This is a genomic window from Nitrospira sp. NS4 (assembly GCF_049546785.1).
Lineage (GTDB): Bacteria > Nitrospirota > Nitrospiria > Nitrospirales > Nitrospiraceae > Nitrospira_D.
The window spans coordinates 566024-581425 of the sequence record NZ_JBMWAN010000004.1; the positions used below are offsets into that span (position 1 = coordinate 566024).

At 62.1% G+C, this 15402-nt stretch carries 13 protein-coding genes; 1 reads left to right on the top strand and 12 read right to left on the bottom strand.

Going from position 1 to position 15402, the window contains the following annotated elements:
• Window position 1: 1 nt before the first annotated feature.
• From ACO9S2_RS14555 to ACO9S2_RS14565, 3 genes are read right to left on the bottom strand one after another with little or no spacing between them, the layout of a single operon-like run.
• Window positions 2-1240 (bottom strand): pyruvate synthase, encoded by a 1239-nt coding sequence (locus ACO9S2_RS14555; protein WP_423723096.1) that lies wholly within the window; start codon window positions 1238-1240, stop codon window positions 2-4.
• Window positions 1225-2142, bottom strand: coding sequence for a 2-oxoacid:acceptor oxidoreductase family protein (locus ACO9S2_RS14560; RefSeq protein WP_423723097.1), 918 nt, complete (start codon window positions 2140-2142; stop codon window positions 1225-1227). Before ACO9S2_RS14560 ends, ACO9S2_RS14555 begins: the two co-directional genes overlap by 16 nt.
• A gap of 9 nt (window positions 2143-2151) precedes the next feature.
• Window positions 2152-2463: a YtxH domain-containing protein gene (locus ACO9S2_RS14565; RefSeq protein ID WP_423723098.1), complete on the bottom strand. Its 312-nt coding sequence runs from the start codon at window positions 2461-2463 to the stop codon at window positions 2152-2154.
• Between the two features lie 408 nt (window positions 2464-2871).
• Here ACO9S2_RS14565 and ACO9S2_RS14570 point away from each other — a divergent pair, with 408 nt between their 5' ends.
• Complete coding sequence (locus ACO9S2_RS14570; protein ID WP_423723099.1) at window positions 2872-5883, top strand: PAS domain S-box protein; 3012 nt, start codon at window positions 2872-2874, stop codon at window positions 5881-5883.
• A 153-nt stretch (window positions 5884-6036) separates the two neighbouring features.
• Here the strand turns inward: ACO9S2_RS14570 and nuoB are convergent, their stop codons facing one another.
• From nuoB to ACO9S2_RS14615, 9 genes are all read right to left on the bottom strand, one after another.
• The gene (gene nuoB / locus ACO9S2_RS14575) at window positions 6037-6549 is read right to left on the bottom strand and encodes an NADH-quinone oxidoreductase subunit NuoB (RefSeq protein WP_423723100.1); all 513 of its coding nucleotides are present in this window, start codon (window positions 6547-6549) and stop codon (window positions 6037-6039) included.
• Window positions 6550-6631: 82 nt separating this feature from the next.
• Window positions 6632-8218 (bottom strand): NADH-quinone oxidoreductase subunit C, encoded by a 1587-nt coding sequence (locus ACO9S2_RS14580; RefSeq protein WP_423723101.1) that lies wholly within the window; start codon window positions 8216-8218, stop codon window positions 6632-6634.
• A gap of 15 nt (window positions 8219-8233) precedes the next feature.
• On the bottom strand, window positions 8234-9748 hold the full coding sequence (locus ACO9S2_RS14585) for a hydrogenase 4 subunit F (RefSeq protein WP_423723102.1): 1515 nt from the start codon (window positions 9746-9748) through the stop codon (window positions 8234-8236).
• A complete protein-coding gene (locus tag ACO9S2_RS14590; protein ID WP_423723103.1) occupies window positions 9745-10413 on the bottom strand; it encodes a hydrogenase in 669 nt (222 codons plus the stop codon). Before ACO9S2_RS14590 ends, ACO9S2_RS14585 begins: the two co-directional genes overlap by 4 nt.
• A 2-nt stretch (window positions 10414-10415) precedes the next feature.
• Window positions 10416-11369: a respiratory chain complex I subunit 1 family protein gene (locus ACO9S2_RS14595; protein ID WP_423723119.1), complete on the bottom strand. Its 954-nt coding sequence runs from the start codon at window positions 11367-11369 to the stop codon at window positions 10416-10418.
• A 24-nt stretch (window positions 11370-11393) separates the two neighbouring features.
• Window positions 11394-13421: a hydrogenase 4 subunit B gene (gene hyfB, locus ACO9S2_RS14600; protein ID WP_423723104.1), complete on the bottom strand. Its 2028-nt coding sequence runs from the start codon at window positions 13419-13421 to the stop codon at window positions 11394-11396.
• Between the two features lie 186 nt (window positions 13422-13607).
• The gene (locus ACO9S2_RS14605; protein WP_423723105.1) at window positions 13608-14249 is read right to left on the bottom strand and encodes an acetate uptake transporter; all 642 of its coding nucleotides are present in this window, start codon (window positions 14247-14249) and stop codon (window positions 13608-13610) included.
• Complete coding sequence (locus ACO9S2_RS14610) at window positions 14230-14727, bottom strand: response regulator transcription factor (RefSeq protein ID WP_423723106.1); 498 nt, start codon at window positions 14725-14727, stop codon at window positions 14230-14232. Before ACO9S2_RS14610 ends, ACO9S2_RS14605 begins: the two co-directional genes overlap by 20 nt.
• Window positions 14728-14947: 220 nt before the next feature.
• Window positions 14948-15402: carboxypeptidase-like regulatory domain-containing protein (locus ACO9S2_RS14615; protein WP_423723107.1), on the bottom strand; the 455-nt coding region annotated here is incomplete at its 5' end.

Sequence of the window (15402 nt, forward strand, 5' to 3'; positions counted from 1 at the left end):
GCTATTTGCTATCAGCTCGCGATCCGGCTGCAAGAACCTGAAGCTGCGTCATCTCACGGTGCTCGGCCTCTGTGTAGAGCAACACCGGCCCGATGCCTTTCCCACGGACTCCCGCATCCGCCGTCTGCTCGAAGATCGCTCGAAACTCGCCCTCCGAGAGGTTCTTTCCTCCCAGACCGCCGATGAACGAGCAGAGCGCCCGCGGACGCAAGGCTTCGTCGTAGAGACAGGCTGCAACTTCCTGAAAGAGGATGCCGCCCTGCCCGGGAGCCAGATTCTGATCGAGCACCGCGACAGCCCGGCGGCCTCGCAACGCGTCACGGATGGCGTCCGCCGGCCAGGGACGGATCATGCGGAGGCGGAGCAGGCCCACTCGCTTGCCCTCCGCCCTGGCCACATCGACGGCGGCCTTGCCTTTGCTCGCAAAGGCGTTGGTCATGATGAGCACATCTTCAGCATCGTCAAGCCGATAGCCCTCGACCACATCGTACCGCCGTCCGAACAACCGCTCGAATGCCACAGCCGCTTCCTGATGCACCTCCAGCGCGTTCATGGCAGCCAAATGCATCTGATGACGGAAGTACGAGTACGGCGTCCCGCCGAGGACCGCCACGCCGAACGCATGCGGCGCGGAGGCTTTGAAGCCCAAGTGGGCAGGGCGAAACGGCGGCAGGAACTCCTTGACCTTCTCCGGATCCGGCAGACTCACCGGCTCGCGGGTAAACGACAGGTAGAAGCCGTCCAGATTGACGATGACGGGCAACATGACCCGCTCATCCTCCGCGATCCGATAGGCCATCAGAATCGAATCCAACACTTCCTGGCAGGTCTCGGCATGGATCTGAAGAAAACCGCAGTCCCGGGCGGCCAGCACATCGTTGTGATCCGGCTCCAGCGTAATCGGGGCAGCCAGCGCCCGGGAGACGTTGACCAGCACAAGCGGCGCGCGCCACCCTGAGATCGAATAGAGCACTTCGATGGCATACAACAGACCCTGGCTGGATGTCGCAGTGAACACCCGGGCTCCCGTGGCCGCTGCGGCTCCGGCTGCTGTCATCATGGAATGCTCGGAATCCATGCTCACAAACCGCGCATCCATCGCGCCGCTCTCGCACCACTTGGCCAGCGCCTCCACAATTTCCGTCTGCGGCGTGATCGGGAAAGCCGGCACATAGTCCACGCCGGCCAGCCGCGCGCCCCAGGCCGCCGCGAGATTGCCGGTCATCATTTCGCCTTCCACGCCACGCCCCCTTCCTTCTCCCGCTCAGCCACTAAGGCATCGGTGGGACATTCATGGATGCAGATCTGGCAACCCTTGCAATGATCGTAATCGATCACGGGCCTGTCTTCCTTCGTCATCGAAATCACGCCGTCCGGGCAGTAGGCAAAACACAACCAGCAGCCATTGCACTTGTCGGGCACCAGCACCGGCCGGAAGGTTCGCCAGCCGCCGGTTTCGCGCAGAATCGAGTTCCCTGCAGCGCTGATCCTCGCGGTTCCTCTTGTCGGAGGTTCATAGGTCGGCGCTTGAAGCTGGACCGGGGCAGCCGGCCGCAGCGCGCCTGCGTCGAAGAGAAGCGGTTGAACCGCGTCAGAACACTGAGCCGCCACGGCTTGATTGCGCTCGATGACCTGAGCGGAGATCCCGAGATCCGCCAATTCCCGTGCGATGGCTTCACGGATCGATTCCTGACGGAGTCCGGCGAGCCTGGCCGCCACGGCACCGAGCAGGGCGCTGAGCGCACCGCGTGCGCCGAACTGCTGCAACGCAATGCCCGTCAGGTCGAGCGTCACCACACGGCCGGGAAGGGACGTCTGGGCCCGACATTCCACATCCGACAACGGCGAATTGACAAAGACCGCCGTGTGTTCGTCGATCCCGTCCAACACACGGGCCGCGGCATCCGTTATCAGCGAGGCGTCAGCCACGACCACCAGGTCGGGATGGGCAATCAGTCCCCGCTCCCGTATCGGCTCCTGGGCAATCCTCGTATAGGCGGCGACCGGCGCCCCGCGGCGCTCGGCTCCGTAAATCGGGGAATCCTGCGCCACGAACCCTTCAAGGAACGCCGCCGTCCCCACAATGCGACTGGCGGTCTTCGCACCCTGCCCCCCTCGGCCATGGAACCGGATGGCGATCACGACATCTCCTCAGCTACAGCACTTCTCCATCTTCTCTTTCATCGTCTCCCGACCGGCCTTGACCGCCGATTCGACCTCCGCCTTCTTCTCCGCCACAAACTGCTTGCCCCGCTCGATCACCTCATCAAGGGCGACTCGCGCCTCTTTGGCCCTTTCCAGGACCTCCTCTTCCGTTCTCCTGGCGAAATCCCTCAAGTCCTGGCGGGTCTCCCTCCCTGATTTCGGAGCGAGAAGAATACCGGCCACGACCCCCGCAACGGCGCCGCCTAAGAACGCCAGTGCGACCGCTTGTGCCGAACATGTTTTGTCCTGATTTTCCATAACTCTGCCTCCTTAGTGAACGACATTCTTCGATAAGGAAAAGCGAAGGCCGTGCCACAGATGAATCGGGCGCCGAAGATTCATTGTCTTGATTTATCGAGACCTTAAGACGGAAATTCGAAAGGAGGTGAAGGCTTCTCTGTGGCATTCCAGGTCCGAGGGGATAAGACCGCTGTCGCGAAAGGCAACAGGCTCTACCGCGCCCGAAACGGCGGATTACAGATACTTCGGGATGAGACAGATGAATTGTAGAACAGCCGCGCCACTGATAAAATCCGCCCCCTACGGAGAACCGGGGCCCGCTTGATTCTGCGCCGCCTCTCCGGACCGGACGGGTCTTGATCTTTTCACGTCGGTTGCCGGCAAGCAACCGGGGCGCGAAGCAGACGGAGCTGGAATAGAGAGTCAATGACCAACGACGCCACGCTCCTTAGAAGCGACCAGCGCACCCATTCCGGGACCCCGAACGATCCCTTCTCTTCCGGAGGTCGTGGGTCGTCGGCGATTGCCCAAGAAACCGTCGAGCTACTCTATGCCAAATCGGCCGGCGGACTGGCAGCGAGCCTCGCGTTCGCTGCCGTCCTCGTCGCCAGCCACTGGTCATGGGTTTCGCACCCGTTGTTGCTCGCCTGGTGGAGCGGCATGACCCTGCTGACGGCGGCACGGGCCCTGCTGGTCAGCCGATTCAAGACATCGGATAGCGGCACATCGCCCGCCACATGGTTCAGGAAGCACCTGACAGGGGTCCTCCTATCCGGGGTCGGCTGGGGTGCCGCTGGAATCCTGCTCTTTACCCCGGACTCCGTCGAACATCAGGCCTTCCTGGGTCTGGTCCTGGCCGGCATGATTGCCGTGGCCGCCCCTGTTTTTTCCGCCAGCCGCAGAACCTTTCTCGCCTTCGCCCTTCCGGCCGGTCTCCCGATCATCGCCGAATTCTTTCTCATCGGCGACCGGACGCACCTGACAGTCGGACTGTCGGGACTCATCTTCATGGGCATCATGACCGGTCTCGCATGGAGCCTCAACCGGGGCCTGGCGCGAACCTTCACCCTCGGCGCTGAGCGACACCAGGCACGGACGGAACTCCTCGACTTGCTCGAACGCACACACGACTTGATACAAGACGTCGCACCGGACGGACGCCTGCTCTTCGTGAACCGCGCCTGGCGGGAAACCCTGGGCTACTCGACCAGCGAGGCTGCGGCGCAAGACATCTTTGACGTCCTCCACCCCGATAGCCACGACCGTTGCCGCCATGTCATGCAACAGATCCTCGCCGGCGGGACCGTAGACCTGGTGGAGCTGACCTTCCGGACGAAATCCGGCCGCACCGTGATCGCGGAAGGCCGCGTCAACGTGCACGTTGAGCATGGCCGGCCGGTGGCCGCACGCGGCATGTTCCGCAACATCACCGGACGGAAAATCGCCGAGGCCCGGCTCCACGCAGTCAACCAGAAGCTCGAGCAGCTCGTCGATGAGCGCACCAGCGCGCTGCGTGAGCGCGAGCGACTCTTCCGCACCCTGGCTGAATTCTCTCCGGTCGGCCTCTTCCGGACCGACGCCGCGGGCCAATGCCTCTATGTCAACGACCGCTTGTGCGAAATCGCCCGCATGAGTCCTGAGGCCGCAAAGGGGAACGGCTGGACGGCCTTGATCCATCCCGACGACCGGGAGCGTGTCGCCAAGGAATGGGCCAATGCGGCAGCAGAGCGCCAACCCTTCAGGTCGGAATACCGTCTTCAACCGGCGGATCGAGAGATTTGCTGGGTCATAGGCCAGGCGCAGGCCGAACTCGACGAGCAGGGCGACGTGGCGGGCTATGTGGGCGCGATGACCGACATCACTGACCGCAAGCGGGCGGAAGAGGACTTACAGGCCGGCAGGGAACTCTTCGTTCTCGCGTTTCGATCAAGTCCCGACCCGATGGGGCTCTGGGAGGTCGATTCAGGCCTGTGCCTCGACGTCAACGATGCCTTCCTCAACGGATTCGGCTATCGCCGGGAAGATCTGGTCGGACGGACGGGAGAAGAGATCGGCTATTGGGAGACGCCGGAGAGTCGCCCGCGGTTCCTCCAGCAGCTGAAACACAGCGGCTCCATCCGCCATCTCGAGGCTCGCGTTCGGACCGCCGGCGGAACCATCCGGGATTGCGTGGTCTCCGCCGAACTGATCGATTACCACGGCACACCCTGTATGATCACGATCGTCAAAGACAGCACTGACCGCAGGCAGCCGGATCCGGCGCTCCAGGCCTCCCAGGACCAGATCCGGCAGAAGCAGAAAATGGAAGCGATCGGGCAGCTGGCCGGCGGCATCGCGCACGACTTCAACAACATTCTCACCGCCATTCTCGGCAATGCCGAGATCGCGCTCCTCAAGAACGAGGCGGACCACCCCTCCAGACCAAACCTCGCCCGGATTCTCGAAGCCGGGCAGCGGGCCTCCCACGTCGTGCAGCAAATCCTCACCTTCACCCGCCAGCAGGACGTCTCCCGGACCGGCCTCCCGCTTGGTCCGGTGGTGACCGAAGCCTTCGCCCTGCTGCGCGCCACGCTGCCGGCGGGTGTCGAGCTGACTCATTCCTGCGATCCAGCCACACCGCAGGTACTGGCCAATGCGACGCAGCTCCAGCAGGTCTTGATGAACCTCTGCACCAACGCCTGGCACGCGCTGGGCGACAAGCCCGGCCGCATCGCGATAGACCTGGCTCCCGTCACGCTGACTCAGCCGCTCAGCAGTCCGCATGCGACTCTGCCGCCGGGCCCCTATGCGCGCCTCTCGGTGCGCGATACCGGCTGCGGCATGCCGCCGGAGACGGTGGCGCGCATCTTCGATCCGTTCTTTACTACGAAGCCGCTCGGGCAGGGCACGGGTCTTGGTTTGAGTGTGGTCCATGGAATCGTCCAGGGCCATGACGGCGCCATCGTTGTGGAGAGCGCCCCCGGCCAGGGCACAACCTTTCACCTGTACTTTCCGGCCGTGGAGACGCCGCTCCCCGCGGGCGAGCCGGCCGGGGCCCCGCGCGATACAGCTCCTCGCCGCACCTGCCGCATGCTGTACCTGGATGACGAAGAGATGCTGGTGGAGCTGGTGCGGGCGCTGTTCGAACCGCTGGGGTATTGCATCACCGGCTGTACGAAGCCGGCCGACGCGCTGGAGGCGGTCCGCGCCGATCCGGACGGGTTCGATGTGGTGGTGACAGACTACAATATGCCCGGGCTGTCCGGTCTGGAGGTGGCCCGTGAACTGGCGGACATTCGCGGCACGCTGCCGGTGGTGCTGGTTTCGGGGTACCTGACCCCGACGGACCAGGACGCCGCCCTCGCCGCCAACATTAGAGAAATTGTCTATAAACCCACCCTGCTGCAGGAATTGGGACCGGTGCTGACCCGGCTGGTCGACAGCCCGCCGGCACAATAGCCCGCCCCTCGCAGAGTTCCGCTCGTGCTGCGGGACGGCGCGGATCTCCTCATCGGCCGGTTGACCGCCGGGCCTGACGAAGATGATTCCCGGCAAGACGTCCATGGGCGCTGACGGTTTCTGTGAGGTGCCTCGCAGGCAGATGGGGTGCGGCTAGGCGTCACGCCCGCGCAACTCCGACAGAGCCTTGAGAATGTCTGCCGGTCTGGGCGGGCAACCGGGGATGCGGACGTCAACCGGAATGTGTTGATCTACCGGCCCGGTCACCGCATAGCTCCCCTTGAAGACTCCGCAGTTGATCGCGCAGTCGCCGAGAGCGATCACCAGCTTCGGATCCGGCGTCTGTTTGTGCACGTCCTTCAATGGTTTCTCCATGTTGACGGTGACGGGGCCGGTCACCACGAGCGCATCGGCGTGGCGAGGAGAGGCGGCGATATGAATGCCGAACCGCTCCGCGTCGTACACGGGATTCATCAAGGCATTCATCTCCATCTCACAGGCATTGCACGAGCCGGTGTCCACTTCGCGGATGGCCAATGATTGTTTGAACGGCGTGGCTTTTCCGCGACATTCGGATGATGTGGCACCTTCGACAGGTTGCGTGGCCTCCGGATATTGGCCCGTCACAACTCCGGTCTTCAGACTCTTTTTAAGGATGCGAAACATGGGCCTCCTTTCCTCCGCTGGTACGAAGCTATGGGCGGACGTGTTCCACCTCCTGCCTCCAGCCGCGCGCCTCCCGCCCGCCTCACAGGTCGTTCCCCGCATACGACAGATTAAAGCTCTTATTGATCAGCGGGAAATCGGGAACAATGTTGCCCACTACGGCCCACTGGAGGGCGGGCCAGTTCACGAACGACGGATCACGCACTTTGCAGCGCTGGATCTGTCCCTGTTCTCCGGCCATGACGAAGTACAGGATCTCTCCCCGCCAACCCTCCACGGCCGAGAGCGCCCACTCGCCGCGAGCGGGCATGTGCATCGGATCCGCAAGGAGCGGACCGTCCGGGATCTGCCTGTGCAGTTCGCGGATCAGGCGGATGGATTCATGGATCTCATCCATGCGGACGCGCAGGCGGGCCCGGACATCTCCATAGCGGTAGAGCGCCACGTTGACGGGCAACTCGTCGTAGGCCGCAAACGGCCGGTCGCGCCGGACATCCTGATCGATCCCCGAAGCCCGGCCCACCACGCCGATCACGCCGTGATCCCGGGCGATGCGTTCCGTCAACACGCCGGTACTTTCCAGGCGATCCGTGAGCGACGCGTTCGCGACAATAATGGCCTCGAGTTCGGAGAAGTCCTGCTCGATCCGGTTCAGCTCTTCCACCGTGTCCTCGAACGGCTTCTTCCCGACTTCTTGCGCCACTCCGCCGACACACAGGACGCCACGCAGAAATCGCGACCCGGTCAGCCGGTCGTTCAGCTGCATGAGCCGTTCTTTCATGCGACTGCAATGGGCATGGGGCAGCGCATAGGCCGTGTCATTGCAGATGGCGCCGACGTCGCCGAGATGATTGTGCAGCCGCTCCAATTCCAGAAAGAGCGAGCGGAGGTAACGCGCACGCCGGGGCACGTCGAGGTGCCACAGCGCCTCGACGGCCTGACAATAGGCGAGGCTGTGTCCCACGGTGGTATCGCCGGAGACGCGCTCGGCCAGCGGCACGGCGGCAAGCAGCGGCTGTTGCTCGAACAGTTTTTCCAGGCCGCGGTGCTTCCAGAAGTGGCGCACTTCGAGTTGCATGATCGGTTCACCCGCCACAGAAAAGCGAAAGTGCCCCGGTTCAATGATGCCGGCATGGATCGGTCCGACCGGTATTTCGAACACCCCTTCGCCCTCGATATGGCGGAAACGAAATTCTCCCTGCTGCCGTCCCATCACGCGGTCCCACGCAAAGTCCTTTTTCAGCGGGTGCGTCCCCTTCGGCCAGTGCTCGTGCCGGATCAAGCGACGGAGATCCGGGTGCCCTTGGGGGATGAGTCCGAACAGATCCCGGATCTCCCGTTCGTACCACTGCCCCGCATGCACTGACGGTGTGATCGACGGGAAGAGGCGGTCCTGCCCGGCAAGCTCCACAGTCAGCAGGACGAACGGGCGGCCTGACTCCAGCGCAAACAGATATTGCAGCTCGTACCGCTCCTCTCCGGGGCGATGATCGACGGCGAAGAGCAGCGCGAGGCGGCCATGCATGGCATGGTGAACAAACCGGGCGAGTTCCGGCAGCTGTCCCCTGTCCGGGCGATACCGCAACAGGCTGTTGCCGGATGAAGGATCCGGCCGCAGAGCCGGAAAGGCTTCGTGGAGTTGCTGTTCAACCGACGGACGATACGGCATCGCGTCCTCCCGACACTACCGAGTGATCAACATGGCGGAAGCGGTTTCGAGAAGCCGCTGGAACGGAAGCGGCAGCACCCAGCAGAACCCGACGAGCAGCGCCGCCAGCAAGATGAGCGCCATGTGCCCCGCCGACCACGGCTCCCCCTGCGCGACCTCTCGCGGCGCCGCCCCCCACACCATGCCCGTGATGCGATACAGAAAACCGGCGAAGGCCACCAGACCACACAGCAGCAGGATCACCACCGGACCTTTCGTCCCCGGTTGCCCCCACTCTCCCGGCAGTCCGGCCGTCCCGAGCGCGGTGACGATCTGCATCTCGCTGGCAAAGAGCGCGAACGGCGGCAATGCGGCCAGGGCCAATCCGGCGACCAGCAGCGCCAGCGCAGATCCCGGCAGGACGGTGATCAGACCCTGCACGTCGCCGATCTCCACCGATTTATACCGGCGGTGAATGTTGCCGGCGGCGAAGAACGCCAGGGATTTCGCGAAGGCATGGTTCACCAGATGAAACAGGCCGCCGAAGATGCCGATCGGTCCGCCGACGCCGAATCCCACCATCGCCAGGCCCATGTGTTCAATGCTGGAATACGCCAGCATCCGCTTGTAGTTGTGCTGCAGGAGCATGAAGAAGGCCGCGATGGCGAAGGACACCAGCCCGAACAGGGCCAGCAGGCTTCCGGTGAATGCGGGAGACACAGCCTGATCGACGATGCCCCTGCTCCGCAGAATCGCATAGACCGCGACGGTTTCCAGGACGCCCGCCAGCATCGCCGCGACTGGCGCCGGCGCTTCCGTATAGGCGTCGGGCAGCCAGCTGTGCATGGGCACGAGGCCGACCTTGGTGCCATACCCGACAAACAGAAAGACAAAGGCCAGCTTCAGAATGTGCGGATCCAGTTGCGCGGCAACCTGCTGAAGCTGGGTGATGTTGAGGGCCGAACTGACATCGCCCAGGACGCGCAGAGAGGAATAGTACATCAGCACCACGCCGAACAGCGCCAGCGAGATGCCGACCGAACAGAGAATCAGATATTTCCATCCGGCCTCCAGCGACTCGCGCCGGCGCCAGAACGCGATCAGAAACGTCGTGGCCAGGGTCGTCGCTTCAATCGCCACCCATTGCACGCCGAGGCTGTTGGCGACGGTCGCCAGGACCATGGCCAGCAGAAACATGTGAAAGAGGAAGAAGAACAGGTTGAGCCGGTTGGGCGCAATCACGCCGCGGGCGACCTGATCATCCATGTAGGACCGCATGTACAACGAACAGGCGAGTCCGACGGTGCCGATGATGAACAGAATCACCGAGGAGAGGGCATCGATGTACACGATCTCGCCGAGGACGGTGAGCGAGCCCTGCGCCAGGACGATTCTGGCGATAGCGACCTCGGCCAGGACCAGAGCGCCGATACTGGTGAGGTTGACGAGATGGAGCCGGCGCGACGAGGAGATGAGCAGGCTCAGCCCGCCGGCCACCAGCGGCGCGAGGAGGAGGATGCTGACGGCGAGCGTGGCGGTATCCCAGGTCATTCCTTCAACTCGCTGAGACGGTTGGTGTCCACGCTGTCGAACGCGTCTTGCAGCCGGTTCGTATAGATGCCGGCAATCAAGGCGGCGACCAGCACATCGAAGAACACGCCCAGCTCCACGATCAACGGCATGCCGTACGTCGCGGCGGTCGCCCCTAAGAAGAGCCCGTTCTCCATGACGAGGAAGGCGATCATCTGGGTGACGGCCTTTTGCCGCGCGATCATGGTGAAGAAGCCGATCAGGACAATGGCCAGGGCAATGGCCAGGGAATCACGGGTCAACAAGTGCCCGAACGGGATGATGGGCTGTGTGATGAAAAAGGCGATCATCACCAGCGCGCCGCAGATCAGCAGGCTTGCCGGCACATTGACGTTCATGACCAGTTCGCGGGTCACGTTGAGCCGCTCGATCACGCGCCTCAGGACATGCGGGATCACGACCACCTTGACCGCCACCGTCATGGCGGCCGCGAAGTAGATGTGGCGGGTGTCTGTGAGAAAGGCCACCAAGGCCGCGGTCAGGGCGAGAAACAACGATTGCAGGGCGAAGAGATCCACGCAGGCCGAGAGCCGGCGTTGCGCCACGATGGCGAAACAGGTGAGAAGCAGCATCGCCGAGCCCAGATCCACCAGTTGGGAGCCGAAATGAGGAGTCAACCAGGACACCGTTAGCCTCGCAAAATGTAAAAGAACAACAAGCCGAGCAGCGCCAGGATGAAGGCGGCGCCGAGCAGGTCGGTGACACGGAAGAGGCGCATTTTAGCGAACATGCACTCCATCGTGCCGATCACGACCGCCAGACCGGCCACTTTCACCAGATAGACGGCCAACCCAAGCGCGAGCGCCAGGGGCGTCAGCGTCGTCGCGATTCCCCAAGGGGCAAACACGTTGGCGATGAGCGTCAGGAACACCAGGAGCTTGATGCCGGAGGCCCATTCGATGAGGGCCAGGTACCGTCCGGAATATTCCAGCACCATGGCTTCGTGGATCATGGTGAGCTCGAGGTGCGTGGCCGGATTGTCCACGGGGACGCGGCCCGTTTCGGCGATGGCCACGATGAAGAGCGCGGCCAGCGCCATCAGATGCGGAGACGGATCGGTCGCAATCCCCTCCAGCAGCGCGGTCTTGTGGACGATCGTGCTGAGGTTGGTGGAACCGGTCGTCAGCGCGATCGCGAAGATCGCCATGATCATGGCCGGTTCGGCCAGCGAGGCGATGATCGACTCACGGCTGCTGCCCATCCCGCCGAACGCGGAGCCGGCATCGAGTCCCGCCAGGATGAGGAAGAACGTGCCCAACGCCAGCAGATAGACCAGCGCGATGATATTGCCTGCGAAGTTGAGCGGGACCTGCGAGGCAAAGACCGGAACGAGCAGTCCGGCTGTCACGGTGGAGGCAAAGACAATGTATGGAGTCGCCGTAAAGATCCACGACGTGGTGGTGGAGACGACCGGTTGCTTGCGAAACAGCTTCGCGAGATCGGCATAGGGCTGGAAGAGGCTCGCCCCTCGCCGGCATTGGAACCGCGCCTTCACTTTTTGGATCAGGCCGACGATGCCGGGGGCGACGACCAGCAGCACGAGGGCCTGAATGGCTGTGAGCGCGACGGCTTGCAACATCATGAGATTCACCGGTCTTCGCCTCCGTTACATCGCAACCAGCAGGAGCACCACCAGCGTCACGAACATGTAGGCCAGATAGAGATGGAGGCTCCCTGCCTGAATGACCCGCAGCCGGTCCGCCAGCATGGAGACAAAGGAGACGACCGGTCGATAGAGATACTTCTCAAACACCGGCTCAATGTGGAACTCAAAGCGCCGCCGCTTGGCAAAATACTGCGACTCCTCCAGGAATTCCGTTTTGAGTTCCACCGTCGGCTGGTAGATCGTGCTGAACACCCGCTTGATCGGCTGCACAAAGCCCGTCGCCGTGTATTCCATGCGCGGTGTCAGGGTGAGGCCGCAGCCCCAGGTCTTGGCATACCGGTTCCTCCGAAAGCCGCCGAACAGGGCGACGAGGGCAAGTCCTAACGCCGCCGCCCCGACGAGGACTAGGGCGAGCACAGGGGACGAGAGACTGGAAAACTCCACGCCGGCCGGGGCCAAGGTCCATCCATCCAGTGCCAGCATCTGGTGCGCGATCGACGCGCCGGTCATCGGGGACGTGATCCGGTCCAACATCGGCACCACAACCATAGGAGCGAGTCCCAGCAGAATGCAGATGGCCGAGAGCAGGCCCATCCCGATTCGCATCGACCGGGGCACTTCCCCGGCGTGACGCGCGTGGGAACTACGCGGTAAGGCCAGGAACGAAATCCCGAACGCCTTGGCAAAACAGGCCAGGGCTAAGACCCCGGTGAGCGCCAGCATGGCCGCGGCGAGCGGGAGCGTGAGTTTCAGCAGGACCGATGGGACATGGAAGCTGAGAAAGAGACTTTGGAACACCAGCCACTCGCTGATGAATCCGCTCGCCGGAGGCAGGGCTGCAATCGACACGGCTCCGATCAGAAACAATCCCCCCGTCCAAGGCATGCGGCGGAGCAGACCGCCATACTCCTCCATGTTGCGGGTATGGGTCGCGTAGAGCAGCGACCCGGCGCCCAGAAACAGCAACGATTTAAACATGGCGTGGTTGATGGTGTGATAGAGCCCGGCAACGAGCCCCAATGCAGCAAATTCCTTTAACCCGTACGTCTGAAAGATCATCCCCGCCCCGATGCCGAGCAAAATGATCCCGATGTTCTCGACGCTGCTGAAGGCGAGGAGGCGCTTGAGATCAGGCTCCATCAGCGCGTACATCACACCCAGCAAGGCCGACAGGGTTCCGACCAGGAGGACGACAAAGCCCCACCACCAAGGAAACTGTCCCCCGAGAAAGTCGAAGTACACCCGCACGAGCGCATAGATAGCCGTCTTGATCATGACCCCGGACATGAGCGCCGAGATATGCGAGGGCGCCGCCGGGTGGGCATAGGGCAGCCAGACATGCAGCGGCACAATGCCCGCTTTGGCGCCGAATCCGACCAGCGCCATCAGAAACACCAGCGTCCTCATACCTTCCGGCAACGGCTGCTCCGGATGCCGGAACGCCTCAAACGAGAATGACCCCGTTTCCTGGGCAAAGATCAGAAAGGTGAGGACGATACACGCGGTGCCCACATGCGCCATGATGAGATAAAACAACCCGGCATAGCGCACCTCGGCCTTCTCATGTTCCGTCACCACGAGAAAATAGGAAAGCAATGCCATCAGTTCCCAGGCCATCAAGAAGAAGAACCCGTTGTCCGCCATGACGACGAGCGTCATGGAAAGCAAAAATCCGTTGAGGAGGGATCCCATGGCGGCAATGGACGCCCGCCCATAAAATTCTGTCACATACCCAAGCGCAAAGACGGACGCGGCCACACCGACCAAAGAGATCGTGAGCACGAAGAAGGAGGCGAGCGGGTCAAGACGGATCGCAAAGGTCAACAAGGGAAGGGTGGATTCAGCGGAGGCGGTCCAGGGTTCAGGCGCGAGGAGTCCGGCAAGCCCAAGTGCGATACCCGCGAGGCCGGCGCCGATCGCAAGCCCGTGAGCGATCACATTCTGAATGCCCGGTTTTCCTCTGAAGCAGAGCGGGAGGGCCATGCCGGCCACATAGAACACCAGCAGGCCTGTGAGTAGAAACGTCATCGTTGCCGTATGGTCCTCGAACGGCAGACCTCGCACCCGAAGCGATGTCGTGGTTCGGCCTTCATGGGCAACTTCACGTGGTTACCAGGAGACCCGATGATTCCATACGCCTATCATCAACTAATACTCACAGAAAGGCAAAATGTCCAAAGCCGGTCCGAGCCTAAGAGAACGCTTCACTCACATTCAGGCCCCCCATGATCCTGCCGCCTCCGAAGCGACCGTCGCCGTCGCCGTCGCCCTTTCATGGCGAAGAAGGGGCGGCCCGAGTGGCACAATCGCCTTGCCGGTATAGGCCTGCGAGAGACTGCCGATTGCATGATAGAAGGCGAGGGTTCCGACCGCCAGATGGGCCACCCCGGGAAACATTTCAGAAATCAGGTTCAGCCTCATGCAGACGGTGGAGACAAACGTCAGCGTAATGACGACATGGAGGACGCTTAAGGCAACAGACCGGTATGCGGTCAGATACACCATGGCGGCTGAGAAGAACACGTATACGAGGTTGATGGGGACAAAGAGAGCGCTATCAAAATGAAATGTCGTGCTCATGCTGACGAGCTGGGCTAACGACACCGTGAACCAGAAGAAGCCATACATTGTGAGGGCTGTCCCTCCCAGCTGTTCATTGTATCGAATATCAGCAACCCCGGCGAGCACCTGCACAAGACCGCCGAACACCAGCGCAATGACCAACACCCCTACCTTATCCATCTCTGGAATCTGTCCCACTTGTGCCATGCCCACCGTCAAGGCTCCGACAGCGAGGCCAAACAATCCGATGGCCAACACATCAATACGGCGGCTGTTACTTTCGGCCTTGGTCATGTTCTCCCTCACGACATGCTTGTCCCTGCATGCTTTCCCGCCGAAGGGCGGCACAATCCATCTCACACGGTTTCGCTCCTGTCTCGTCCATGTCGTGAGGGGCTGCGTTATAGGTGTCCCGATTCACCTGAGCCGAGACGGTCTCCAGCAATTCCTGGAGACTCAGCGGCTGCTTGAGAATGTCGTTCGCCCCCAGCAGCTTGACGGCGTCGTGATAACTCCACTCTCCTGATCCGCCTAACATTGCAATGATCTTGCAAGCGGGTCGGGTCTTGCGAAGGCGATGAACAAATTCCAAGCCGTCTATATCCGGCAAGAACACGCGGACGAGAATCAGATCCACGATCTCCTCGTGCAGGAGGCGCCAGCCTTCACTCCCGCTTGCGGCAAGCAGGACACAATAACCCGCGTTTTCAAGATTTCTCCGAAAGAGAGTCCGCACTTGTTCATTATCATCTATGAGGAGGATGGTAACCATCGATGTTCTTCTCTCTTCTCTCGCCTCATCACAGAAGTCGACACATCTCGTCGCCTTTTTGTCGCAGGACCCGAATACGCCGCCTATTGGCGAGGTGGCTGCATCAATGACTGGTCGCTACCAGAAGGCTAGTCCACCGGGGAGTTTATGTTTCAGGGCGTTCTACTGTTCGGCTTCCACCACGTGGGTCTGGGGACTTCACACCTTGGGCACTCCCTGTTCAATGACCCTGCTTATGGATCAACGGATCGATTTCCTTCTGCACTTCCTCGGTCACATTGTAGCGAACGTAGGCATGATCCAGCACTTCGTTGGCGTAGAGCCGTCCCGTCGGCGCCGGGACCGCGATGTTGGCTTCCACGGTCCCCTTCGGGCCGATAGTGACGGTTTGCTCGGTCGCGGTGCGGACATAGGGATGCCAGACGACCAGCTTGTAGGTGCCGGGCGGCACATCGGTGATGGTGAACCGGCCCTGCTCATCCGTCTTGGCAAAGTATGGATTGGTGACGGCCACGCCCCAGCTCTCCATGTAGGCGTGGAAGCCGCACTGCATGACGAAAATCCGCCGGTTCTTGCTGAGATTGACCAACTGCTTCATCGGCGGACCGGCCATGTGTTTGTGGTACATCCCGGCCTCGGTGCGATCCTTGAAGTTGCGCGGATGCTGCGGGTTCA

Coding starts and splice junctions, on each gene's coding strand:
- ACO9S2_RS14565 (WP_423723098.1), bottom strand. CDS start 2,463: ATGGAAAATCAGGACAAAACATGTTCGGCACAAGCGGTCGCACTGGCG.
- ACO9S2_RS14570 (WP_423723099.1), top strand. CDS start 2,872: ATGACCAACGACGCCACGCTCCTTAGAAGCGACCAGCGCACCCATTCC.
- nuoB (WP_423723100.1), bottom strand. CDS start 6,549: ATGTTTCGCATCCTTAAAAAGAGTCTGAAGACCGGAGTTGTGACGGGC.
- ACO9S2_RS14580 (WP_423723101.1), bottom strand. CDS start 8,218: ATGCCGTATCGTCCGTCGGTTGAACAGCAACTCCACGAAGCCTTTCCG.
- ACO9S2_RS14585 (WP_423723102.1), bottom strand. CDS start 9,748: ATGACCTGGGATACCGCCACGCTCGCCGTCAGCATCCTCCTCCTCGCG.
- ACO9S2_RS14595 (WP_423723119.1), bottom strand. CDS start 11,369: ATGATGTTGCAAGCCGTCGCGCTCACAGCCATTCAGGCCCTCGTGCTG.
- hyfB (WP_423723104.1), bottom strand. CDS start 13,421: ATGACGTTTCTACTCACAGGCCTGCTGGTGTTCTATGTGGCCGGCATG.
- ACO9S2_RS14605 (WP_423723105.1), bottom strand. CDS start 14,249: ATGACCAAGGCCGAAAGTAACAGCCGCCGTATTGATGTGTTGGCCATC.
- ACO9S2_RS14610 (WP_423723106.1), bottom strand. CDS start 14,727: ATGGTTACCATCCTCCTCATAGATGATAATGAACAAGTGCGGACTCTC.